Below are 23,887 nucleotides of genomic sequence, written 5' to 3' on the forward strand. Positions count from 1 at the left end.
TACTCCTGATGCTATGGATGATACTGCCACTACAGATGAGGATGAGCCTGTAACGATCGATGTTCTTGACAACGATGGATTAGGTTCAGAGCCAACGACGGTGACCGATGTGACCGATCCAGCGAATGGAACTGTGACCATCAATGCTGACGGAACAATCACCTATACTCCAGATCCAGACTTCAACGGTACGGATACCTTTGAGTACACGATCACGGATGACGATGGTAACACAAGCACTGCTACAGTAACAGTTGTTGTTGTATCGACTCCTGATGCTGTGGATGATACTGCGAGCACGAATGAGGATACCCCTGTGGACATCGCTGTCCTTGACAATGACGATCTGGGTACAGAACCGACTACGATCACCGATGTGACTGATCCAGCCAATGGAACCGTAACGATCAATGGTGACGGAACGGTGACCTATACTCCGGACCCAGACTTCAGTGGTACCGATACCTTTGAGTACACGATCACGGATGACAACGGGAATACGAGCACGGCTACGGTAGATGTAACGATCACTGCCACTCCAGATGCTGAGGATGATACGGCGACTACGGATGAAGACACTCCAGTAGACATTTCCGTATTGGACAATGACGATCTGGGTACGGAGCCAACAACGATCACCGATGTCACTGATCCTGCTAATGGAACAGTAACGATCAATGCTGACGGAACAATCACCTATACTCCAGATCCGGACTTCAACGGTACGGATACCTTTGAGTACACGATCACGGATGACGATGGTAACACGAGCACTGCTACAGTAACAGTTGTTGTTGTATCGACTCCTGATGCTGTGGATGATACTGCGAGCACGAATGAGAATACCCCTGTGGACATCGCTGTCCTTGACAATGACGATCTGGGTACGGAACCGACTACGATCACGGATGTGACTGATCCTGCGAATGGAACAGTGACTATCAACGGTGACGGCACGGTGACCTACACTCCAGACCCAGACTTCAGTGGTACCGATACCTTTGAGTATACGATCACGGATGACAACGGGAATACGAGCACGGCTACGGTAGATGTAACGATCACTGCCACTCCAGATGCTGAGGATGATACGGCGACTACGGATGAAGACACTCCAGTAGACATTTCCGTATTGGACAATGACGATCTGGGTACGGAGCCAACAACGATCACCGATGTCACTGATCCTGCTAATGGAACAGTAACGATCAATGCTGACGGAACAATCACCTATACTCCAGATCCAGACTTCAACGGTACGGATACCTTTGAGTACACGATCACGGATGACGATGGTAACACAAGCACTGCTACAGTAACAGTTGTTGTTGTATCGACTCCTGATGCTGTGGATGATACTGCGAGCACGAATGAGGATACCCCTGTGGACATCGCTGTCCTTGACAATGACGATCTGGGTACAGAACCGACTACGATCACCGATGTGACTGATCCTGCGAACGGAACAGTAACGATCAATGGTGACGGAACGGTGACCTATACTCCAGATATGGATTTCAATGGCACGGATACCTTTGAGTACACGATCACGGATGACAACGGGAACACGAGCACTGCTACGGTAACAGTTGTGATCAGTGATACTCCTGATGCTATGGATGATACTGCCACTACAGATGAGGATGAGCCTGTAACGATCGATGTTCTTGACAACGATGGATTAGGTTCAGAGCCAACTACGGTGACCGATGTGACCGATCCAGCCAATGGAACTGTGACCATCAATGCTGACGGAACGGTGACCTATACTCCAGATATGGATTTCAATGGCACGGATACCTTTGAGTACACGATCACGGATGACAACGGGAACACGAGCACTGCTACGGTAACAGTTGTGATCAGTGATACTCCTGATGCTATGGATGATACTGCGAGCACGAATGAGGATACCCCTGTGGACATCGCTGTCCTTGACAATGACGACCTGGGTACGGAACCGACTACGATCACGGATGTGACTGATCCTGCGAATGGAACAGTGACTATCAACGGTGATGGCACGGTAACGTATACTCCTGATATGGATTTCAACGGAACGGATACTTTCGAGTACACGATCACGGATGACAACGGGAACACGAGCACTGCTACGGTAACAGTTGTGATCAGTGATACTCCTGATGCTATGGATGATACTGCCACTACAGATGAGGATGAGCCTGTAACGATCGATGTTCTTGACAACGATGGATTAGGTTCAGAGCCAACGACGGTGACCGATGTGACCGATCCAGCCAATGGAACTGTGACCATCAATGCTGACGGAACAATCACCTATACTCCAGATCCGGACTTCAACGGTACGGATACCTTTGAGTACACGATCACGGATGACGATGGTAACACGAGCACTGCAACGGTAACAGTTGTTGTTGTATCGACTCCTGACGCTGTGGATGATACTGCGAGCACGAATGAGGATACCTCTGTGGACATCGCTGTCCTTGACAATGACGACCTGGGTACGGAACCGACTACGATCACGGATGTAACGGATCCTGCGAACGGAACAGTAACGATCAACGGTGATGGCACGGTAACGTATACTCCTGATATGGATTTCAATGGCACGGATACCTTTGAGTACACAATCACGGATGACAACGGAAACACAAGCACGGCTACGGTGACGATAATAGTGGATGCAGGACTTGACTTAGTGGATGACACAGCTACAACGCCAGAAGATTTCCCAGTTAACATCGATGTGCTGGATAATGATACTTTTGATCCTGGGGCTACAGTAATAGTTTCGGAGGTTACAGATCCTATTAATGGAACGGTAACGATTGAAGCAGATGGCACGGTAACCTATACTCCAGATCCAGATTTCAATGGAACTGATACTTTTGATTATACTGTAATTGTCACTAATCCTGATGGAACAACAACAACTGGAACTGCAACTGTAGTGGTTACGGTTACACCATTAGACGATATAGATGATGATGTTGCGACTACAGATGAAGATACCCCAGTGGATATCGATGTGTTAGAGAACGATGATTATGCAGGAACTTATGGAACAGACTTCGAAATTACCGAAGTATCTGATCCTGCAAATGGAACGGTAACTATCGGACCTGACGGTACGCTTACCTATATCCCAGCAGATGACTTTAACGGTACAGATACGTTTACGTATACTGTAACGGTAACGAATCCTGATGGAACAACTACTACAGAAACAGCTACAGTAACCGTGGGAGTTAATCCTATTGCAGATGTTGTGGACGATGCAGACAGCACACCTGAGGATACACCTGTAACGGTTGATGTTCTGGCAAACGATACGTTTGAAGGAACGATGAACGAAGTGACTGATGTAACTGATCCTGCAAATGGAACAGTAACAATCAATGCTGACGGTACGGTAACGTATACTCCAGATACTGGATTTACCGGAACTGATACGTTTGATTATACGGTAACGGTGACGAACCCAAATGGTTCTACTACTACAGAAACAGCCACGGTTGTTATCACGGTGACTGGTGCATTAGGTGCTCCAGATGTTGCTACTACAGATGAAGATACCCCTGTTGATATCGATGTGTTGGCAAACGATGGTTATACAGGAACTTATGGAACAGACTTCGAAATTACAGAAGTATCTGATCCTGCAAATGGAACGGTAACTATCGGACCTGATGGTACGCTTACCTATATCCCTGCAGATGACTTTAACGGTACAGATACGTTTACATATACTGTAACGGTAACGAATCCTGATGGAAGTACATCTACAGAGACTACGACAGTAACCGTGGGAGTTAATCCTATTGCAGATGTTGTGGATGATGCAGACAGTACACCTGAGGATACACCTGTAACGGTTGATGTTCTGGCAAACGATACGTTCGAAGGAACGATGAACGAAGTGACTGATGTGACTGATCCTGCGAATGGAACTGTAACAATCAATGCGGACGGTACGGTAACGTATACTCCAGATACTGGATTCACGGGAACTGATACGTTTGATTACACGGTAACGGTAACGAACCCAGATGGTTCTACTACTACAGAAATAGCAACGGTTGTTATTACAGTAACAGGCGATCAAGGAGTTCCAGATGTTGCAACAACAGATGAAGATACCCCTGTTGATATCGATGTGTTGGCAAACGATGGTTATACAGGAACTTATGGAACAGACTTCGAAATTACAGAAGTATCTGATCCTGCAAATGGAACGGTAACTATCGGACCTGATGGAGTTCTTACATACATACCTGCGGATGACTTCAACGGAACGGATACTTTTACATATACCGTAACGGTAACTAACCCTGACGGTAGTACGTCTACAGAGACAACTACAGTTACAGTGGGAGTTACTCCTATTGCAGATGTTGTGGATGATGCAGCCAGTACTCCTGAGGATACACCTGTAACGGTCGATGTACTTGCTAACGATACCTTCGAAGGAACGATGAACGAGGTCACCGATGTTACCGATCCAGCCAATGGAACGGTGACGATCAACAATGACGGCACTGTGACCTATACTCCAGATGCTGGATTTACAGGCACAGATACCTTTGACTATACTGTAACGGTAACCAATCCTGACGGTTCTACTACAACGGAGACCGCCACTGTTATTATTACAGTTACGGGAGCGCCTACTGGAACGGTTGAGGGTCATATTTATAATGATCTCAACGGTAACGGAACTCAGGATGCAGGCGAGCCAGACTTAGCGGGTGTAGACGTAGAAATAACAGATGCAAACGGAAATACTCAAACTGTTACTACAGATGCAAACGGAGATTATACTGCAACGGTAGTAATTGGAGATGCCATTGTAGATATTGTAGAAGCTACGCTTCCGGCTGGAGCTGATCAAACGGAAGGGACGGATCCTACTACGGTAACTGTTACTGAAAATACTGTGACGTTTGAAGAGAACAATGGTTATACGATAGCAGATCCAATGTTAGACATAGAGAAGCTAAGCGTATACAATGTTGGGACTGGAGTCATAACTTATACCTATAATGTAGTTAATACAGGAAATGTAACGGTCTTTGATATTGCTATACTAGAGGATGCTACCATATTTACGGGAACAGGAACACTTCCTGCTCCAGTATATCAATCTGGGGGTAGTGACGAGGATGGAGAAGGTGATGCTCTGGATATTTTACCAGGAGAAACGATAACATTTACTGCGACATACAATGTAACACAGGATGATATTGATGCTGGTACAATCGAGAATCAAGCAAGTGCTACAGGTGAAGATGAAGATGGTAATCCACAGTCGGATGTTTCAGATGACGGAGATGATACTGACGGTAATACGGAGGATGATGTGACAGTTACAGATGTAAGTGCTATGGCGCAGCTTACTTTCGCGAAAGCGTCATCATCTACAGGAAATAATGTAGGAGATATCATCACGTACACATTTGAAGTGACTAACACTGGACTTGTGACTGTAGATAATATCACAATAGATGATCCTGTATTAGGAATTACTGATTTACCAGTTACTCCATCATCATTGATGCCAGGTGAAGTGGGAACAGCAACAGCTACGTACACAATTACGCAGGCAGATGTTGATGCAGGTGAGGTCGTAAACTCTGCAACGGCGACTGGACAAGATCCTGATGGTAATGATGTGACAGATGTTTCGGATTCTGGTAATCCTGCAGATGATACGGGAGCTGGAGATGATGAAACTGTTACTACTATTACATCTAATCCTGAGCTCACTTTCGTGAAAACGTCTCAAGCATTAGGAACAGAGGTAGGTGACATTATTGTATATACGTTTACAGTAACGAATACAGGAAATGTTACGATTGCTAACATAACAGTGAGCGATCCTATCGTAGGGGTGACAAACTTGCCTATATCGCCAGACACATTAGCTTCTGGAGAAACTGGAACAGCAATGGTTAACTATACCATTACTCAGGCTGATGTGGATCTTGGTTTTGTAGTTAATACTGCAACAACAAGCGGAACAGATCCTGATGGCAACCCTGTAGATGATACATCTGATTCCGGAAACCCAGGAGATGACACAGGTGCAGATGATGACGAAACAGTAACATCTCTTTCACCTAATCCTAATCTGGATTTACGTAAAACGGGTGTGGCTGTGGATATAAATGGCAATGGAATTATAGATGCAGGAGATGAGATTCAGTATACGTTTACCATAAGAAATAATGGTAATGTTACTGTAACAGGTATTACAATAAATGATCCAATCTTAACGGTTGTAGGTGGACCTATTGATCTAGATCCAGGACAAACAGATGCTACCACATTTACTGGGGTGTATACTATTATGCAAGCAGATGTTGAAGCGGGACAAGTATTAAATCAAGCTACGGCTTTAGGTACAGATCCTAGCGGAGTGTCGGTATCTGACGTATCTGACGATCCGAGTGATGATACTAATGTTGATGCGGATAGCGATGGTGATTTTGAAGATCCAACGATAGTTCCTATTGAAATTATCACAAACTTGGATCTCTTAAAAACAGCTACAGCTATTGACGTAAACGCAGACGGCTTAATTACTGCAGGAGATCAAATTCAATACGTATTTAGCGTTACGAATAATGGTAATGTTGGAGTATTTGGTATTGTAATAGGAGATCCTATTATTACAGTTGTTGGGGCACCTATTGACCTCCAACCTAGTGAAACAGATAGTACTACTTTTACAGCTCTTTACACGATAACAGCATTAGATCAAGAAAATGGATCTGTGATAAACTCTGCTACAGCAGAAGGGGTTAGCGTTATGGGAGTAGATGTTGTTGATATTTCTGATGACCCTAATGATCTAACTAATGTGGATCTTGATAATGATGGTGATTTTGAGGATCCTACAATTGTGTTGCTTGATAGTGATGTTCCAATAGATGGGGGTAATACAATTGAAATTCCAAATGGAGTTTCTCCTAACGGAGATGGTATGAATGACACTTGGATAATACCGCTTCTGGATCGCTTCCCTAATAATACGGTCCGTTTATTTAACCGTTGGGGAGTTGAAGTTTATGGGGTAGACGGATATGGGCAAAATGGAAATACATTCCGTGGATTCTCAGAAGGACGAGCAACCATAAGTCAAGATGAGATGCTGCCTGTAGGTACTTATTATTACGTGATTGAATACGTTAATAATGAGAACAAGACTATTCATAGAGCAGGATATATCTATTTAACACGATAAGGATTGTAATTATACTGGCGTGGTAATAGTCACGCCAGTTTTAAACAAGACAATATGAAAATAAAAACATTAATAGTAATTGTAATTGTTGCTTTTGGCTTTTATAGCCCTTCTAAGACTTATGCGCAACAAGATCCTCAATACACTCAATATATGTATAATACGGTTGCCATAAATCCAGCTTATGCAGGTAACCGGGGTGTAATGAGTATTGTTGGTTTACATCGGAGCCAATGGGTAGGATTAGAAGGTGCTCCACAGACGCAGAGTCTGAGTGTACACTCTCCTATAGGAGAAGGAAAGGTAGGTTTGGGTTTATCTATCGTAAACGATGCTTTAGGACCAGCAGATGAAACATATATAGGAGTAGACTTTAGCTACACTATAAACACTTCTGATGAAGGGAAATTGAGTTTTGGACTTAAAGGAGGTGGACATATTCTTGATGTAGATTTTACTAAACTTAATCTTCTTAATAACGGAGATCCACTTTTTGGTCAAAATATAGATAATAGGATATCTCCTATCATAGGCGTCGGACTTTATTACCACACGGATAATTTCTATGTAGGATTAAGTGCTCCTAATCTTATCGAGACGGATCACTTTGATGAAAGCAATAATAGTAATGACTCCTCCAGTTTTGTGGCTAAAGAGCGTATCCATTATTATGGTATACTCGGATATACATTTGATTTGTCTGATCAATTAAAGTTTAAGCCGAGTACGCTAATAAAGGCAGTAGCTGGGGCGCCTCTTCAGGTTGATCTTACGGCAAATTTTTTGTTGTTTGAAAAATTACACGCTGGAGTAGCCTACCGCTGGAGCGCGGCGCTAAGCGGTCTAATAGGTTTTCAGGTGTCAGACAGTATGCTGATAGGTTTTGCCTATGACAGAGAAACTACAGACTTAGGAGATACGACCTACAATGACGGAAGTTTTGAAGTGTTTTTACGTTTTGAACTGTTTAATGAATATGATAGAATGTTAACACCTCGATTCTTTTAATTATATTATCTTTTAATCCGTTACTGTTCCCCCATTAACAACTACAGAATTTATGAAAATCATTACATTTAAAATCACACTTATCTTGATTTTTTTAGTGGGATCAACAGCACTAGGTCAAGAGGGGAAGCTTAAGAGAGCTGACAAAAAATTCAATCAGTATGCCTTTGTAGATGCGCGTAAGATCTATTTAGAAATTGCCGATGAGGGGTACAGCTCTGCAGAATTGTTTGAAAAACTAGGAGATTCTTATTATTTTAATGCTCAGTATGAGGATGCAGAGCGCTGGTATCAAAAACTAGTTTCAAATTATGAGGCAGAGATTAGACCAGAGTATCTCTTTCGATACTCCCAGACGCTTCGTGCTTTAAAGAATTACGATGCTGCAGACCGTATGATGAATAAATTCAATGCGGTAAATGGGGATGATCTCAGAGCAGAACTTTTTGAGGAGGAGCCTAACTATATTAGAAATATAGGATATCAAGAGAGCAACTATACCCTAGAAGATGTTAGAGCAATTAACTCACGATATAGTGATTTTGCACCCACAGAATATGAGGGTAAATTAATATTTGCCTCATCCAGAGATACCGGAGGTGCGAGTAAACGCATTCACAAATGGAATAATCAACCATTCTTAGATTTATATTCCACTCGAGTGAGCGAAGAATCCTATTCTAGGCCTTCACGTTTTAGCAAAGAGCTTAATTCTAAATTTCACGAGAGTACGACAACCTTTACTAATGACAGTAAAACAGTATACTTTACAAGAAATAATTACAATGAGGGTAATTATAGGAAATCAGAGAGCGGGACTAACAAATTAAAAATTTATAAGTCGACAAAAAAAGGATCTACTTGGAGCACGCCAGTAGAGATGCCATTTAACAGTAACGAATACTCGACTGCTCACCCTACATTAAGTCCTGATAACACAAAGCTTTATTTTGCTTCAGATATGCCAGGGACGATAGGTCAGTCTGATATTTGGTTTGTAGATATAAATGAGGATGGTACTTATGGAGAGCCTAAGAATTTGGGGAGGCCTTTAAATACTGAAGGGCGCGAGACATTCCCTTTTAAAAGCCTAAATAACGATCTGTACTTTGCATCAGATGGTCATCCTGGACTTGGAGGTCTTGATATATATGTGCTAGGTACAAAGAAAGACGGAAGTCCTGATATTATAAATCTTGGAGAACCTATAAATAGTAGTTACGATGATTTTTCTTTTATAGTAAATGATAGTACGCAGGTGGGTTACCTTGCATCTAACCGTAAACGAGGAATGGGAAGTGACGATATTTATCGCTTTGTACAAGAAATTATCCCTCCTTGTGAGATGGTAATCACAGGTGTCGTAACAGATTCTGATTCGGGAGAGCTACTTCCTGGCGCTACAGTTTTACTTATGGATGAGGACAATGTACTTGTTGAAAAAGTAACTGTGGCAGATGATGCTATATTTTCTTTCGATGTAGCGTGCGAGACATCGTATGTTGTGCGAGGATCTAAGGAGAAGTATAATCCAGCCGAAAAGTCAGCAGTCACACCCGCAAAAAGTGGTAAAGTAACTGTCGGAATCGCCCTTGAAAAGGTTATAAGAAAAGCAGCCGTTGGGGACGATTTATTCCAAACTTTGGGATTAAACCCAATTTATTTCGATTTTGACCGCTTCAACATACGTCCAGATGCCGCATTCGAAATTTCTAAAGTACTAGCATACTTAAATGAATATCCTACCTCAAAAATTGATATTCGTTCACATACAGACAGCAGAGGTAATGATGCTTATAATGAGAGCCTCTCTGATAAGAGAGCAAAGTCTACAATGGCTTGGCTCATAAGTAAGGGCGTAGATCGTAGCCGTCTTACGGCTAAAGGTTACGGCGAGAGTCAACTTGTAAACGAATGTAGTAATGGCGTTAAATGTACAGAAGAAGAACACCAGCTTAATAGACGATCTGAGTTTATCGTGATTAGTCAGTAGGGAAGAATAATATAATATGTACAAGGAGTGATAGCGATATCACTCCTTTTTTTATGCGTAAATGTTTAGGAGGCCGCTTTCGCGAAAGCGTAAAAAGCACCATTTATAACCACGCAATTAAAATTTATAACTAAATATTTAGTTTAAACTAATTATTTAGTTATATTTACAGTGTTATATTAATACACTATGAAACAACTCACAAAGGCAGAAGAGGAAGTAATGCAAATTCTATGGCAACTTGAGGAAGGTAATGTCGCGTCGGTCATAGAGGCGATGCCAGAGCCTAAACCAGCTTACAACACCATATCTACCATCATTAGAATTCTTGAGAACAAAGAATTTGTAGACTATCGTAAAGAAGGTCGAGGGCATATTTATTTCCCTAAGGTTACAAAGGAAAGTTACAGCGCAGCCTCTATGCACAAGATGGTAGATGGCTATTTTAACGGAAGTTTCAAGAGTATGGTAAGTTTCTTCGTAAAGAAAGATGATATGTCTGTAAAGGACCTCGAAGCGATTCTTAAAGAAATTGATAAAAAATAGAAACTATGGGACAGTATATTATAGAGGTGCTCTGCTTTCAAGCTATTTTCCTGGCGGTTTATCTTACATTTTTTAGAAAAGAAACATTTTTTCAGTGGAACCGGGGCTACCTCCTCCTTACACCATTACTTTCTATGTTGCTTCCTTTTGTTTCGATCGCCGCATTTCGGGCAGCAGTCCCCTCGGGAGAATTTGCAACACTGCTACCAGAGATTTTTATAGGCTCTGGTCCAGATACTGGTATCGATTTAGGAACGGAGGCTGGTGGATTTGGAATTAATTGGTTGCTTATTTATAGTCTTGGTGTCTTGGGTGCGCTCGTGTTTTTCGGCAGTAAATTGTGGAGGCTTACCCAATATTTTAAGTACAGAACGGGTGGAGAAAAGATTATTCAGATTCCAGAAAGCAGTGCGGCATTTACATTCCTCAACCATATTTTTATAGGGGAGGAGGTAGAACCGATTTCGCGAAAGCGTATTCTTGCCCACGAACACATTCACGTAAAGCAACGCCATACTTGGGATCTGTTGTATTTTGAAATTTTGCGTGTGATATTTTGGTTCAATCCATTCATTTATATATTCCAAAAGGAGATTACCATCGTACACGAATATCTTGCAGATGCCGAAGCTGTGCGCGATACCTCAAAAGAAGAATATTTTACACAGTTGCTCAATGCCACATTTGGCACCCAGCAGCTCTCATTTATAAATTCATTTTTTAATCATTCATTCATCAAAAACCGAATCATTATGTTACAGAAATCAAAATCAAAAAAAATCGCCATTGCAAAGTACGCACTCATCCTCCCGATGATTGTCGGAATGTTGTTTTATGTTTCCTGCTCTGAGGATAGTCAAGTAGAAAAGACAGAAACCTCTATAGAAACGCAGTTGGCAGACCTTAAATTGGCATTAGAAGACAGAGAAAGTTTATCTGATGCAGAAACAGAACAGCTCCAAGCAATACTAAGGCAAGCTGAGAATAAGAATGCTTCAGATGTTGAAATCATTGAAGTTGTCGAAGTCCAAGAAGTGGATGATTTTGACCCTAATCTCGATATTCCTTTCGCCGTTATCGACAATGTTCCTGTGTTTCCGGGCTGTGAAAGCGCAGGAGATAATACGGCCAGAAAGAAATGTATGTCTGAGTCTATTTCTAAAATGGTAAACCGTAGTTTTAATACAAAGCTAGGGTCTGATCTCGGTTTATCGGGAATTAATAGAATCTTTGTCCAGTTTAAGATAGACAAAAATGGAAATGTCACAAACGTTCAGTCCAGAGCACCACATCCAGAATTAGAGACAGAAGCAGAGCGCGTCATAAAACTATTGCCACAAATGAAGCCAGGATTACAAAAGGGAAAAGAAGTAGGTGTTCTTTATTCGTTACCTATTACTTTTAAGGTAGAGTAATTTATGAGATATATTTTCATAATTCTTTTTGGGCTTATTATTTACAAAGCCGAGGCGCAGTCCTCGGCTTTGCGCGTGGCAGACAGTCTTGCGGCGGTAGGTAATCATTCTAAAGCTATTGCCACATACTCAGATATTGGGATTATGAATGCACCGGTAGCCCTTAAAATTGCCAGATCTTACAAGGCATTGGGCAATGATAGTAAAGCATTACAATATTACCAGTCTTCTTTAGAACAGGACAAGACTCAAGTTATCGCAGCTACAGAGTACGGGCGCCTCCTCATTGCTACTCGAAAATTTAAAAAGGGCGATAGCATATTTAACAGCCTGTCGGAGAGATATCCTGGCAATCCAGAGTTTTACTACCAGCGAGGGAGAGCGCTTAAGGCTATGGGGCCGCAGATTGCGGTTACAAATAGTGATACTATATGGAACTGGAGTGATGACGCTTTCGCGAAAGCGTTAAAAGCAGATTCTACACACCTCAAAGCAATGTATGAAATCGGGTTGGGGTATGTAAAAAACAGAACATACGACAAGCTGGAAAAGCTCGCGCCAAAAGGCCTAGCCATAGATCCAGAAAACATTGAATTATTAAGTCTACTTGCTCAGAGTTACTCAAATAAAGGTTGGTACTCAGAGGCTATAGATTATTTTGAAAAACTTATAGACCTCGGTCAGTCCACACCTTTTATTCATCGTAAGCTTGGATTTGCTTATGCAAAAGATGGATTTCCGCAGCTTGCAATAGAGCAGTATGCGATTCTCATAAATGAAAAAGGGGAAGATAAAAATCCCGAACACCATCTCGCACTTGCAAGATTATACCAACGTACTAAGGATTTAGATAAGGGCATTCGTCACGCAGAGATTGCACTGTTCTTAATGGACCAACCACTGGAAGACCCCTATTTTACACTAGCAACGTTGCATAAACTTAAAGAAGAGTATCAGCTCGCATTAGAAAACTACCAGTTTGCAGTCCGGGAGAACCCTAAAAATATTGCTGCACATTATGGAATAGCCGTTGCGGCAGATAATTTTTATAAGGATAAAAAGGAAGTCTTGAGACTTTATGAGCGATTTATAGAACTATTTAAGGAAGATAACCGCCGTCAGGCAAAATACTATAGAGATTTAGCGCAGTACCGTGTCGATATTTTGACCCAAGAAGTATTTATGAAAGCAGACAAGGGTGGATAAGAGGATTACGACCATTACTATGTGGTTTTTTCGTAATTTTCCCACTGTAAGTAGCTTTTTATGATCCAGCGTTTTATTCTTCTCTTTCTGATGCTCCTTTTATGGGGTTGCTCTCAATGGGAGACTAAAAAAATTCAATCAGAAACATATTTTGCAGAGGGTTGGAAAGCCATTGATATTAATGAAGTAGATTCCTATCCCACTTTTCCTAATTGTGATAGTATAGAGAATCAGTCTGCGCTTAAAGCCTGCTTTGAGAACGAAATAGCAACTGCGTTTTACAATAGTTTACAAGCGCAGCCACTTGTGGTGACTTCTAGCTTAGAGGATACCGTCTGGATCGATTTAAAAATAAATCAGGAAGGGAAACTGTGTATAGACAGTCTTCACATTACTGAAGCCGTTTCTTTTGAAATTCCTGATTTCCCAGCATACATACACGACGCGGCACAGCAGTTACCCAAAGCTTTTCCAGCCACAAAAAGAGGCATTCCCGTAAAGACTAAATTTAAGTTGCCCGTTGTTGTAAAAGCGGAATAGTAACAAGTGTTAAGTGTGGCGCTCCCGTTTTTCAAAGTTTTTGGGAGTGCATCCGGTGACTCTCCACGCAGCGTACTCCTTTTTGCGTCTCTTAGCAAGAAAAAGGAAATTCCATTTTTCAATTTCGATTTCACTCCTAAAGTCTAATCTTATAACCCGCGCTCACATCCACAGGAAACTCGTCGTTTGATTTGTTGAAAATAGAGACTGCATCGTGATAATTAACTGTGATAAAACCTGGTCCTACCTTTATATCTGCCCCTAGGCCAAAAATAATAGGCGCCTGTAAGCTTGTTCCTTCGTCATCTAGAGTTACTTCTGTCATATTTTCATCCGTAACAATTACTTCGGTGTCACGTTGGGCATTAGTAACAGTGATCAACTTTGTGTTGAGGAAAACATCAATAGTGTTGGACTTGATGAACTTTAAACGATGGTTTATAGAAAACTGTGAAGAACTGTAGTCAAATTCATCTGTGGACAGCGTCTGTTTGTACTGAAAAACCACAGAATGGCTGGGCAATGCAATCGCATCGTATAACTCAAAATCAATCCCAAATTGAGGTGTCGATTCATTGTTTGGGTTAAACGTAAAAATATTGTTTGTCACCCCGCCAAATGCTCCTAGACGATACTCCAGATTTGTAAGGAAGCTGTTGTCCTGATAAGTCGGATCCACCTTTTTATTGTAGTCATTTACAAATTTGCGTAAACTAGCGAGGGTAAGGTTAAGTCTATTGGTGTTCATAGCAACTCCAGCCGTAGCGTTTTGCAATTGCGCTTTGTATTCTTGTTGGTAATCGCCATTTTTCTCTGTATTAGTCAGCTCAGTCACGACATCATCTTTCTTGATAAAGTAGCGATATTCTTGAGCTATTACATTCCACAATAGGGTTAAGGGGCCTTCAACTTCAGTTTGAAGCTCATAGGAATTTCCATTAATCGTGTATGATTGAGTTTGGGCTGTGGCCACTGTAAAACAGCATAGAGCAACGCAAAGGGTAAGTAGGAGGCGTTTCATAATTGTAGGTTTGGGTCGTAAATATAGTAAATTCTATTGTTTGAATTGCCTTCCCTTCCAGCGATACGTTCCGGTAAACGCGCGCATCGCAACATAAACACTTACAAACGGATAGAGCAGTGCCACTATAGGGTATGCGGTGAAGTCTCGTCTTGAATCTGTAAAGATTAAGCCTTTCCAGATCAAAATGGCGTCTATGATGAACTTCCAAAATATAATGAATAGTAATGTGGGTAATTCCGCTTTCGCGAAAGCAAAACCACTACCCATCAAAAGAACCTGATTGAGTAGAGTTATAAAAAGTCCTAAAACAACAAATACCGATGTAAGATTCGTCCAAAATACTAAAACTCCCACCACCTTAGGGAACACTGCCGAATATCCCGTAGCCTTTGCGGCCCAGCGCACCCGTTGAGAAATGAACCCGCCCCAATCCGTCTGCGCCGAAGTTTTAACAAGAACATCACGATGCTTTAGGTACATCACTTTCTGCGGAAAAGCTTTAAGAAATTTTTCAAGTATAAAAATATCATCACCACTCGCAATGTGGTCATTACCATCAAAACCGTTTACAGCTAGGAATGATACCTTTCGGTAACACAAGTTTGCACCATTTGCCATAAATGGTTTCCCTAACCCAAACGCACCTATGGTTGCGCCTAGCAAACTGTGAATATCAAGACTTTCAAAAGCATAGAGAAAACCAGAAGTCTTGGGTGTTGCTAACGTTACAGGAGCGGCAATAAGCTCTGGATGATGCGCTTGAATAAAACTGTCAGATGATAGCAACCACGTCGCTGGAACGAGACAATCTGCATCCGTAGTGAGTATCCATTCGTTTTGAGCACAGTGTATTGCCGTTCTAATAGCATCTTTTTTAGGTGAGGCAGACGTTCGAATATTTTCTAAAAGATGTATGTTGTTAAACTTTTGATTTGCAATAAAATCAAGCACCGTTTGCGACGAGGTATCTTCTGAGCTATCATTTACCAAAAATATTTCATATAGTTCCCGAGGGTACTGCAGTTGAGAAAGACTTTGCAAAAGTGCTGGTAAATGCACTGCTTCATTACGAAAAGCGATAATAATACTAAAACAAGATTTGGGGGATTTCGCAGGTATCGGTACTATGGGTGTTCGATTAAAACCAATAATAAAAAACAGTAAAAGAAGCGTGTAGATCCCTATTATGATATGGAGATAGAGTATCATAATGTGGTATCTGTTAAATTATGGGAAGTGAGCAGGCTCTTAGACTTCAACAGTAAATAGCTTCCGGGTAACAGTGGTAAAACGATATTAAGGAGCCACATTGTTGTGGTAATGATTAAGATTACACTAGCGGGAATTTGTGCCAGTCCAAATAGAAGAACTGCAGTTCCGCCACGTACCACTACATCAAAAAACTGCATTACAGGAACTAGCGAACTCAACAGGTACATACTCGCAATAAGTGACAGGGCAGGAATATATGTAATCTCGATGTCGAGCATAATGAGTATAAAGTAAAATTGATGTGAGAAGACGAGATATTTTATCACTGATAGGACTTTCGCTTTGTCACGGATGGATTTGGAAATACGCAGCACATATTCCTGAACCCGTTGCCAGGAGTATCCTTTAATACTCCACCGCAATCTATTCAAATTTCGAGGGACTAAAAAGCTCACACCTATTACCGCAAGGACAAAGAGTATATACCATACAAAAGAAAGTGGCTTAAAAATAAAGCAAACAACTCCTAAACCGATTGCCCCAAAAAACAGTGTTGCCAGCATTTGATACATATTTCCCAAAAAATTGAGGACGACGATTTTTTTTCGATATTTTTTGGGGAAGTAAAGTGCTTTGGTTCCATATTCGCCAGTTTTTGCGGGAGTAACAAAAGCTGTGACGTGTGCAACAAGTGTTTGTCTAAAAGCCTCACCCATATGTATTTTATGAATGCTACCTACGAGAACTTTCCAGCGATAGGCGTCTAGCGACCAATTTAGTGCTGTCAGAATTAGTAATATTGCAATATTTAAATATAGCGATGATGGATCAATTTGATTTTGAAATATATCCTCAAAGGATTCCCAATCTTTTTGTAACCGTTCCCACACAAAAAGAAATGCGACAACCACGATCATAATTTTGATAGTGACCGTAATGAAATGTTTAGCTTTGCGAGAAAAGTGCACCATAGCGCAAAGAAACGATAAAAAGAGCAGTGGCAGAAGAACGTATCATTTTAGGCATAGACCCTGGAACAACTATTATGGGATTTGGTCTTATAAAAGTGGTCAATAAGAAAATGGAGTTTATGCAACTCAATGAGTTGTTACTCTCTAAATACAAAGACCCTTATGTAAAGCTCAAACTCATATTTGAGAGGACTGTTGAACTTATAGATACCTATCATCCTGATGAGATTGCTATAGAGGCACCGTTCTTTGGCAAGAATGTACAAAGTATGCTCAAACTAGGAAGAGCGCAAGGAGTTGCAATGGCGGCAGGATTGAGTCGCGAAGTGCCCATCACAGAGTATCTTCCTAAAAAAATAAAAATGGCAATTACCGGCAATGGAAACGCTAGTAAAGAACAAGTGGCAAAAATGCTCCAAAGCCTTCTCAAGCTAAAGACCCTTCCTAAAAACCTGGATAGTACAGATGGGCTCGCAGCAGCCGTTTGTCATTTTTATAATTCAGGAAAAATTGAAACAGGGAAACAGTATTCTGGTTGGGACGCCTTTGTAAAACAGAATGAGAAGAGGGTTAAGAAATGAGTTAACCGTGACAGTAGAAGTATGATACATCACTGTTTGTAATGACCTCATTTTAAATTTCCTTTTGGCCTCTGCAAAATAAACAGGAAAAGTACTCCTACAAATTTTTATAAAGCAAAAAAATCTATATATCTTACCCTTAAACCCTTAAACCCTTAAACCCTTAAACCCTTAAACCCTGGCCTCCATCTACATCCACATACCGTTCTGCAAGCAGGCGTGCCACTATTGTGACTTTCACTTTTCCACCTCCATGGGAAAGAAGGAAGCGATGCTGGAAGCGATCTCAAAAGAGATTAAAATGCGTGCTCCCGAGTTCAAAAAAGAAACGGTTTCGAATATTTATTTTGGAGGAGGAACGCCGTCTGTGTTAGAGACTGGTGAGATAGATGCTCTTATCGATGCCTGTTACAACTATTATAACATCCAGGAGAGTCCAGAGATAACGCTGGAGGCAAATCCAGACGACCTCACGGAGGAAAAGATAGAAGCTTTGGCGGCTTCACAGATCAATAGGTTGAGTATTGGTGTACAGTCTTTTTTTGAAGAAGATCTAAAGCTTATGAATCGGGCACATAATGCTCGGGAGGCGGTGGATTGTATTACGCTTTCGCGAAAGCGGTTCAAAAACATTTCTCTAGACCTCATTTATGGGATTCCTGAGATGACAAATGCTCGCTGGCTGGAAAATGTGGAAAAAGCGTTGGCCCTCGATGTTCCGCATATATCTGCGTATGCACTTACAGTAGAGCCCAAAACTGCGCTTGAAAATTTCATAAAAAAGGGTATTATTCCTCCAGTCGAAGATGAGGTGGCTCAGGAGCACCATACGTTGCTTATCGAGAAAATGGAAGCAACGGGATATGAAAACTATGAATTTAGCAACTTTGCTTTGCCTGGTTTCTATTCCAGAAACAACACGGCCTACTGGCAGGGAGAGAAGTATATAGGCATAGGACCAAGTGCACACAGTTACGACGGTGAGCGTCGCGCTTGGAACATCAACAACAATCCTAGATACATTAAAGCAATTACTGCCAGCGAGCTACCTCAAGAGGTGGAAGTCTTGTCGCTTACAGATAGGTATAATGAGTATGTAATGACACGATTGCGCACGCAACAAGGACTGTCATTGGTTGAGATTGCCGAGAGTTTTGGCGAAAAATTCCAGGGCTACCTTCTGTCTCAAGCCCAAAAGCATCTAGAAGAACATTTACTCTTCCTAGACGAAGACCAGCTGGTTGTCACCAAAAAGGGGAAATTCCTAAGTGATGGTATCGCTGCAGACTTATTTATGTTGAACTTGTTTCAGCATCCTGATAATGAACATACCAATTAATATGGGAGTTCCTGGTTATTTTTATATGCTTACAAATCACAAAAGAAAACTTTTGTACGCTGGAGCAACTAAGGATTTAAGAAAGAGATTAGTCCTGCATAAAACTGGATATGGGGCTCGATTTCCAAAACGATATGGAGTAGATGTCTTAGTTTACTATGAAAAGTTTCCAGATGTTCACGATGCTTTTTTGAGAGAAAAGCAGATTAAAAATTGGCATAAAGAATGGAAATGGAATCTCATTAAAACTAAAAACCCTAATTTAGAGGAGTTATCGGACTTTATCGATTAATAACCCTTTTTAAAGGGTTGTCAAACAAGTTCAGAATTCGGCATTTCAATTCTAAGATGCTGAAACAAGTATAAATACAAATTTAGCGTTTTGGTTTACAAGATGCTGAAACAAGTTCAGCATAAATGAAAGCAACCATCCACCATAAAGACAAACTCTACAACGTAAATCTAGCCAAGCCGATTGATATTTCAATTCCGCTTTCTGCGGGTGAGAATCCGGTGGCTTGGTATCTGGATGCTCCCGTTTTTGAGGCAGTAACAGATGGCGATTGGGTAGGAAGAGTGAGTGCAGGTGGCGATGTGAATTTTACGACCATTACTTTTAACCCGCACGCACACGGCACGCATACAGAAACCGCCGGGCATATTACTGAGAAGATTCACTCTATAAATAAACACCTCAAACAATTCTTCTTTATAGCCGAAGTCATCACAGTCGTTCCTGAACCTGAAGGTGACGACCTTATTATTTCAAAAAAGCAGTGCGACGCTCTTCTCAAAGGAAAACATCCAGAAGCTTTGGTAATCCGCACCTTTCCCAATAGTCGTGATAAACAAACAAGGAAATGGTCGCATACCAACTGGCCATTTATAAAGGAAGATGCGATGATAAGCTTTCGCATGAGCGGTATAAAACACCTTCTTATAGACCTTCCTAGTGTGGATAAGGAAAAGGATGACGGCGAACTTCTTGCACATCACGCGTTCTGGGACGTTCACGGGAAGATTAGACTGGATGCCACGATTACAGAAATGATTTATGTACCCCATAATGTACCAGATGGCACCTATCTGCTCAATCTTCAGATAGCCCCTTTTGAAAACGACGCGTCTCCTAGTAAACCCATTTTATATGCTGTGGAAAATAGTTGATTTTAATTATGAAGAAGGTTTTAAAACTTGAAGAAGTAGCTCAGTTTATATTTGGTATCTATCTTTTCTCACTGTTGGATTTTGAATGGTGGTGGTTCCTGATTTTAATATTGTCACCAGATATAGGAATGATAGGATATATTTTAGGCAATAGGGTGGGCGCTTGGAGTTATAATATATTTCATCATAAGGGTATTGCAATTCTAGTATACTTAGGAGGGGTATACCTCCAGTTAGAATGGCTTCAACTTGTAGGAATCATTTTATTTGCTCACGCGTCCTTAGACAGAATGTTAGGATACGGCTTAAAATATGAAAAAGGATTTAAGTTCACGCACCTCGGAAATCTCTAATCTTCAAATCTCGGTTTTAGTATCTTTACACAATGGAACTACTGTTTATAGGACTCGCTTTTGGGAGTGTGATCGCTTATTTTATTTATGGTCGTTTTGGCAAAAAGAGAAGTAAGCATAGATCTCAGACGCAATCCGTTATTCTTATGGAGAAGATACGTGCCGTATGTAAGTTCATAACGGTCGAAGGTGATTTTGCCGAAATCTATCATTACGAAAGCCTTAAAACTAAATGGGTAAATAAACTACTAGGTACAAAAAAGGCGCTCATCCTTATCGATGCAAAAGCGCATATAGGCTTTGACCTCACAAAAGTAAAAATGGAGGCAGATGTGGATAAAAAAACGATCAAGCTTTACGACTTTCCACAACCAGAAATGCTCTCTGTCGACACAAACTTTAAATATTACAACACAAAAGAAGGTTGGGCAAACCCTTTTACCAGCAACGACCTTACAGAAATTAATCGTGAGGCAAAGCAACACATTATCGATAAAATTCCAGATAGTGGCCTGTATATGGAAGCCTCAAAGCAGGCATTAAATACCATAGGACTTATGGAGCAACTCGTTGAGACTATAGGGTGGAAACTGGATTATCAAGCACTTAAGGTGGATACCGTAACACAACCAAAGCTGGAAGAAACCACACAAGGATGATCCATTTTATATTTGGAAATACAGGTGCTGGAAAAACAACGTATGCTCAGAAGTTATGGGACGAGCAGGGCGCCATTGTGTTCTCGATAGATGAGTGGAACAATGCTCTATTTATCCCAGATAAAACGGAAAACGACGGCGTAGATTGGTTTTTGGAACGTATCGCTCGGGTAGACGCAATGATCAAAAAGCTGGTCGTCCAGTTAGAAAGCGTGGGTAGTGACTGTATTCTAGATTTAGGATTTGCAAAACGGGAGCGGAGGGATGATTTTTACGCTTTCGCGAAAGCGCACAACTTCCCCACAACCGTTCATTTTCTAGATACCGAATATCAGGTAAGGAAGTCACGTGTTGTCAAAAGAAATATCGAAAAAGGAGATACCTTTCAGTTTGAAGTCTCCGAAAGTGATTTTGACTTTATGGAATCTTGGTTTGAGCGCCCCACAGCATCCGAATTGAAAGGTGCCAAAATCATAACAGATAACCTATGAGATATGTTTTCGTTCTAGTCTTTGTGTGTATAGGTCTACATTCCCAGGCGCAGGATACAGATGAAGTAGATCGCATCGTGTCTCTATATCCCAAACGTTTTGAGTCCGCGCAAAATCTGGCAACTTTAATCAAGCGAGATTTTAAGAATCCAGAGCAACAGCTCAAAGCATCCTATTCCTGGCTCATCCACAATGTGGAATATGACCCGAAAGAGTATTACAACTTTAAATTTCAATATCGTGACCTTGCGGAGAAAAACCAGAAAGCCGCAACGTCACGTGAGGCGATGATAAATAGAACGCTGATTAATGGAAAAGCAGTTTGTGAGGGCTATGCGCTTACATTAGAACGGTTGTGTGAGTTATTAGGGATAAATAGTTACATCGTACGTGGTGATACGAAAACACGACCGCAGGATATAGGTAGGAAGTTTGATAAAAATCATATGTGGAATGTAGCGATCATAGATGATGAGCCGTATCTCATAGATGCCACCTGGGGAGCAGGGCGTTATAATGGAAAATTTATAAAAGCACCTACGTCCTATTACTTTAAAACACCTCCAGATGATTTTATAAAAAACCATTTTCCAGAAGTTTTTGACGATGCTTATGTTAATGAAGAAATATCAAGAGTTGCGTTTTCAAATAGACCCTTATTAATAGACAGAAGCTTACGTCTAGATGCAATATCACCCAACGAAGGAACGATCGCTGCAAAAGTGCTCAAAAAAGGATTGCTTTTTGAATTACCAGTAGATGATACTGCAGACATTACATATTCCTTAAATGGTGGTACACAATGGCCTGTAGAGCGATTAGAAGGCAATAGATTTATGATTACGGAACGGGAGAAAAGCACATCCCTGATTATTTATGTAAATGCTGAACCAGTCATCGGTTATAAAATTAAATAGGGATGGATATAGAATCATTCAGATCGTATTGCATAGCAAAGAAAGGAGTTACAGAAGAATTTCCCTTTGACGCCCAGACGCTCGTTTTTAAAGTAATGGGCAAGATGTTTGCCCTAAGTGGTTTAGAGCGATTTCCTTCTCAAGTAAATCTAAAATGCGACCCAGAGCGCGGTATCAAATTGCGTGAAGAGTACGATGGTGCCATCATCCCTGGGTATCATATGAGTAAAGTGCATTGGAACACGCTAATACTCGAGCAGTTGCCACCTAAACTCATTCTGGAGCTCATAGATCATAGTTATGAATTAGTAGTTGCTGGATTGACAAAGAAACTTAAGGCGGAGCTTCAGACCTTGTGAATTTTCTATTAGTTCGTTCAATTAATAATAAGAGTTGGCAAGAAATTTGCACAACAGTATTTAAAATATAATGATGAAGAGTTTATACATAGTACTTGCTGCAATCCTGACATTGCAAGTGGCCACAAGCCAGACATTACCCACAAATACAGAGTTTTATAAGAATAAGGGAATCGAGGCAAAGCTCGAAGATTTTAATGGTTCAAAATATCTGAATGATAATTTTGCGCCCTCTGTTGTAGAAGATAGGCTTACTCAGAAAAAGACTGACAAATACCTTCGTTATGATGCGCTCAATGATTTTTTTGAGATGCGAGATACTAAAGAAGCAAGTAAGCCTGCGTTTTTAAAAAAAGAGATTGGTTTAGATGTTGTGTATGACGGTAAGCCATTTGTTTATATGTTATATTTTGATGAGAGTGGACAGCAGCAATATGGATACTTACACAGACTTGGGACTTTAGGTAATAAGGTCGTATATGCAAAATATGGTAAGACATTGAGAATGCCAGAAAAGGCCAAAACAACATTAGAAAATGACCGCAAAGGGCGCATAAGCGACGAAAAGTATTTCCTAGTAGAGAACCGTGGAAGCGTATCCCCTATAGACATAGACAGAAAAAGTGTCGTTGATTTTTATGAGAAAAATCAGCAAGCTGCAATTAAAAATTATATCAAAGAGAATAAGTTAAAATTCAAAGAGGTTGATGATGTAATACAACTCTCTCAGTTTATGAACTAAAAGACTTTACAAGATATTTTTTTTAAAAGAGCATCTGCTTTATAGCAGGTGCTTTTTTTTTTCTTACCACAAAATTTTACTCTACACTTGTAGAATTAAAATATTATTCTACATTTGTAGAGTAATTAGTCTA

The 23,887-nt window shown here is 40.9% G+C and carries 20 protein-coding genes; 17 read left to right on the forward strand and 3 right to left on the reverse strand.

The window, feature by feature from the left end; all coding sequences use genetic code 11:
* Positions 1-13 precede the first annotated feature (13 nt).
* From EAX61_RS08315 to EAX61_RS08345, 7 genes are all read left to right on the forward strand, one after another.
* Positions 14-7,231, forward strand: a complete 7,218-nt coding sequence (locus EAX61_RS08315) for an Ig-like domain-containing protein (RefSeq protein ID WP_236642010.1) — start codon at positions 14-16, stop codon at positions 7,229-7,231.
* A 54-nt stretch (positions 7,232-7,285) separates the two neighbouring features.
* Entirely contained in the window at positions 7,286-8,239 is a 954-nt protein-coding gene (locus EAX61_RS08320; RefSeq protein WP_121917228.1) for a PorP/SprF family type IX secretion system membrane protein, read from the forward strand.
* Between the two features lie 52 nt (positions 8,240-8,291).
* On the forward strand, positions 8,292-10,232 hold the full coding sequence (locus EAX61_RS08325) for an OmpA family protein (RefSeq protein WP_121917229.1): 1,941 nt from the start codon (positions 8,292-8,294) through the stop codon (positions 10,230-10,232).
* A gap of 189 nt (positions 10,233-10,421) precedes the next feature.
* Positions 10,422-10,778: a BlaI/MecI/CopY family transcriptional regulator gene (locus EAX61_RS08330; protein ID WP_121917230.1), complete on the forward strand. Its 357-nt coding sequence runs from the start codon at positions 10,422-10,424 to the stop codon at positions 10,776-10,778.
* Positions 10,779-10,783: 5 nt separating this feature from the next.
* Complete coding sequence (locus EAX61_RS08335) at positions 10,784-12,193, forward strand: M56 family metallopeptidase (protein ID WP_121917231.1); 1,410 nt, start codon at positions 10,784-10,786, stop codon at positions 12,191-12,193.
* A 3-nt stretch (positions 12,194-12,196) separates the two neighbouring features.
* Entirely contained in the window at positions 12,197-13,399 is a 1,203-nt protein-coding gene (locus EAX61_RS08340) for a tetratricopeptide repeat protein (RefSeq protein ID WP_121917232.1), read from the forward strand.
* Positions 13,400-13,459: 60 nt separating this feature from the next.
* The gene (locus EAX61_RS08345) at positions 13,460-13,939 is read left to right on the forward strand and encodes a hypothetical protein (RefSeq protein ID WP_121917233.1); all 480 of its coding nucleotides are present in this window, start codon (positions 13,460-13,462) and stop codon (positions 13,937-13,939) included.
* Between the two features lie 136 nt (positions 13,940-14,075).
* Here the strand turns inward: EAX61_RS08345 and EAX61_RS08350 are convergent, their stop codons facing one another.
* Genes EAX61_RS08350 through EAX61_RS08360 form a run of 3 tightly spaced genes read right to left on the reverse strand, consistent with a single transcriptional unit; the run spans position 14,076 to position 17,092 of the window.
* Positions 14,076-14,960 (reverse strand): hypothetical protein, encoded by an 885-nt coding sequence (locus EAX61_RS08350; protein ID WP_121917234.1) that lies wholly within the window; start codon positions 14,958-14,960, stop codon positions 14,076-14,078.
* A 33-nt stretch (positions 14,961-14,993) separates the two neighbouring features.
* Positions 14,994-16,172 (reverse strand): glycosyltransferase family 2 protein, encoded by a 1,179-nt coding sequence (locus EAX61_RS08355; protein ID WP_121917235.1) that lies wholly within the window; start codon positions 16,170-16,172, stop codon positions 14,994-14,996.
* On the reverse strand, positions 16,169-17,092 hold the full coding sequence (locus EAX61_RS08360; RefSeq protein WP_161555210.1) for a lysylphosphatidylglycerol synthase domain-containing protein: 924 nt from the start codon (positions 17,090-17,092) through the stop codon (positions 16,169-16,171). Before EAX61_RS08360 ends, EAX61_RS08355 begins: the two co-directional genes overlap by 4 nt.
* 80 nt (positions 17,093-17,172) lie before the next feature.
* On the opposite strand from EAX61_RS08360, the gene ruvC reads away from it, so the two are divergent.
* The 10 genes from ruvC to EAX61_RS08410 all read left to right on the forward strand — a co-directional run bounded on the left by ruvC (position 17,173) and on the right by EAX61_RS08410 (position 23,754).
* Positions 17,173-17,727 carry a crossover junction endodeoxyribonuclease RuvC gene (gene ruvC / locus EAX61_RS08365; RefSeq protein ID WP_121917237.1) on the forward strand — a complete coding sequence of 185 codons (555 nt, stop codon included), beginning with the start codon at positions 17,173-17,175 and terminating at the stop codon, positions 17,725-17,727.
* 178 nt (positions 17,728-17,905) lie between these two features.
* The gene (hemW, locus tag EAX61_RS08370) at positions 17,906-19,066 is read left to right on the forward strand and encodes a radical SAM family heme chaperone HemW (RefSeq protein WP_121917238.1); all 1,161 of its coding nucleotides are present in this window, start codon (positions 17,906-17,908) and stop codon (positions 19,064-19,066) included.
* Positions 19,050-19,358: a GIY-YIG nuclease family protein gene (locus tag EAX61_RS08375; RefSeq protein WP_201739436.1), complete on the forward strand. Its 309-nt coding sequence runs from the start codon at positions 19,050-19,052 to the stop codon at positions 19,356-19,358. Before hemW ends, EAX61_RS08375 begins: the two co-directional genes overlap by 17 nt.
* 125 nt (positions 19,359-19,483) lie before the next feature.
* On the forward strand, positions 19,484-20,233 hold the full coding sequence (locus tag EAX61_RS08380) for a cyclase family protein (protein ID WP_121917239.1): 750 nt from the start codon (positions 19,484-19,486) through the stop codon (positions 20,231-20,233).
* A gap of 8 nt (positions 20,234-20,241) precedes the next feature.
* A complete protein-coding gene (locus EAX61_RS08385) occupies positions 20,242-20,586 on the forward strand; it encodes a DUF4260 domain-containing protein (protein ID WP_121917240.1) in 345 nt (114 codons plus the stop codon).
* Positions 20,587-20,618: 32 nt separating this feature from the next.
* Positions 20,619-21,245 carry a DUF4230 domain-containing protein gene (locus EAX61_RS08390; RefSeq protein WP_121917241.1) on the forward strand — a complete coding sequence of 209 codons (627 nt, stop codon included), beginning with the start codon at positions 20,619-20,621 and terminating at the stop codon, positions 21,243-21,245.
* Complete coding sequence (locus tag EAX61_RS08395; protein ID WP_121917242.1) at positions 21,242-21,736, forward strand: P-loop nucleotide/nucleoside kinase family protein; 495 nt, start codon at positions 21,242-21,244, stop codon at positions 21,734-21,736. The genes EAX61_RS08390 and EAX61_RS08395 overlap by 4 nt, the downstream gene beginning before the upstream one ends.
* Complete coding sequence (locus EAX61_RS08400) at positions 21,733-22,653, forward strand: transglutaminase domain-containing protein (RefSeq protein ID WP_121917243.1); 921 nt, start codon at positions 21,733-21,735, stop codon at positions 22,651-22,653. Before EAX61_RS08395 ends, EAX61_RS08400 begins: the two co-directional genes overlap by 4 nt.
* A gap of 2 nt (positions 22,654-22,655) precedes the next feature.
* Complete coding sequence (locus EAX61_RS08405) at positions 22,656-23,012, forward strand: MmcQ/YjbR family DNA-binding protein (RefSeq protein ID WP_121917244.1); 357 nt, start codon at positions 22,656-22,658, stop codon at positions 23,010-23,012.
* A 70-nt stretch (positions 23,013-23,082) separates the two neighbouring features.
* Positions 23,083-23,754: a hypothetical protein gene (locus EAX61_RS08410; RefSeq protein WP_147448353.1), complete on the forward strand. Its 672-nt coding sequence runs from the start codon at positions 23,083-23,085 to the stop codon at positions 23,752-23,754.
* The last annotated feature ends 133 nt before the right edge of the window (positions 23,755-23,887 follow it).

The sequence above is a fragment of the Dokdonia sinensis genome (assembly GCF_003688895.1).
GTDB classification, from domain to species: Bacteria; Bacteroidota; Bacteroidia; order Flavobacteriales; family Flavobacteriaceae; genus Dokdonia; species Dokdonia sinensis.

What these genes read in the sequence shown, in the direction of transcription:
- EAX61_RS08410 (WP_147448353.1), top strand. Translation starts at nt 23,083, where the DNA reads ATGATGAAGAGTTTATACATAGTACTTGCTGCAATCCTGACATTGCAA.
- EAX61_RS08375 (WP_201739436.1), top strand. Translation starts at nt 19,050, where the DNA reads ATGAACATACCAATTAATATGGGAGTTCCTGGTTATTTTTATATGCTT.
- EAX61_RS08330 (WP_121917230.1), top strand. Translation starts at nt 10,422, where the DNA reads ATGAAACAACTCACAAAGGCAGAAGAGGAAGTAATGCAAATTCTATGG.
- EAX61_RS08390 (WP_121917241.1), top strand. Translation starts at nt 20,619, where the DNA reads ATGGAACTACTGTTTATAGGACTCGCTTTTGGGAGTGTGATCGCTTAT.
- EAX61_RS08405 (WP_121917244.1), top strand. Translation starts at nt 22,656, where the DNA reads ATGGATATAGAATCATTCAGATCGTATTGCATAGCAAAGAAAGGAGTT.
- EAX61_RS08340 (WP_121917232.1), top strand. Translation starts at nt 12,197, where the DNA reads ATGAGATATATTTTCATAATTCTTTTTGGGCTTATTATTTACAAAGCC.
- EAX61_RS08400 (WP_121917243.1), top strand. Translation starts at nt 21,733, where the DNA reads ATGAGATATGTTTTCGTTCTAGTCTTTGTGTGTATAGGTCTACATTCC.
- EAX61_RS08360 (WP_161555210.1), bottom strand. Translation starts at nt 17,092, where the DNA reads ATGATCGTGGTTGTCGCATTTCTTTTTGTGTGGGAACGGTTACAAAAA.
- EAX61_RS08350 (WP_121917234.1), bottom strand. Translation starts at nt 14,960, where the DNA reads ATGAAACGCCTCCTACTTACCCTTTGCGTTGCTCTATGCTGTTTTACA.
- EAX61_RS08345 (WP_121917233.1), top strand. Translation starts at nt 13,460, where the DNA reads ATGATCCAGCGTTTTATTCTTCTCTTTCTGATGCTCCTTTTATGGGGT.
- EAX61_RS08335 (WP_121917231.1), top strand. Translation starts at nt 10,784, where the DNA reads ATGGGACAGTATATTATAGAGGTGCTCTGCTTTCAAGCTATTTTCCTG.
- EAX61_RS08395 (WP_121917242.1), top strand. Translation starts at nt 21,242, where the DNA reads ATGATCCATTTTATATTTGGAAATACAGGTGCTGGAAAAACAACGTAT.
- EAX61_RS08315 (WP_236642010.1), top strand. Translation starts at nt 14, where the DNA reads ATGGATGATACTGCCACTACAGATGAGGATGAGCCTGTAACGATCGAT.
- EAX61_RS08320 (WP_121917228.1), top strand. Translation starts at nt 7,286, where the DNA reads ATGAAAATAAAAACATTAATAGTAATTGTAATTGTTGCTTTTGGCTTT.
- EAX61_RS08380 (WP_121917239.1), top strand. Translation starts at nt 19,484, where the DNA reads ATGAAAGCAACCATCCACCATAAAGACAAACTCTACAACGTAAATCTA.
- EAX61_RS08325 (WP_121917229.1), top strand. Translation starts at nt 8,292, where the DNA reads ATGAAAATCATTACATTTAAAATCACACTTATCTTGATTTTTTTAGTG.
- EAX61_RS08355 (WP_121917235.1), bottom strand. Translation starts at nt 16,172, where the DNA reads ATGATACTCTATCTCCATATCATAATAGGGATCTACACGCTTCTTTTA.
- EAX61_RS08385 (WP_121917240.1), top strand. Translation starts at nt 20,242, where the DNA reads ATGAAGAAGGTTTTAAAACTTGAAGAAGTAGCTCAGTTTATATTTGGT.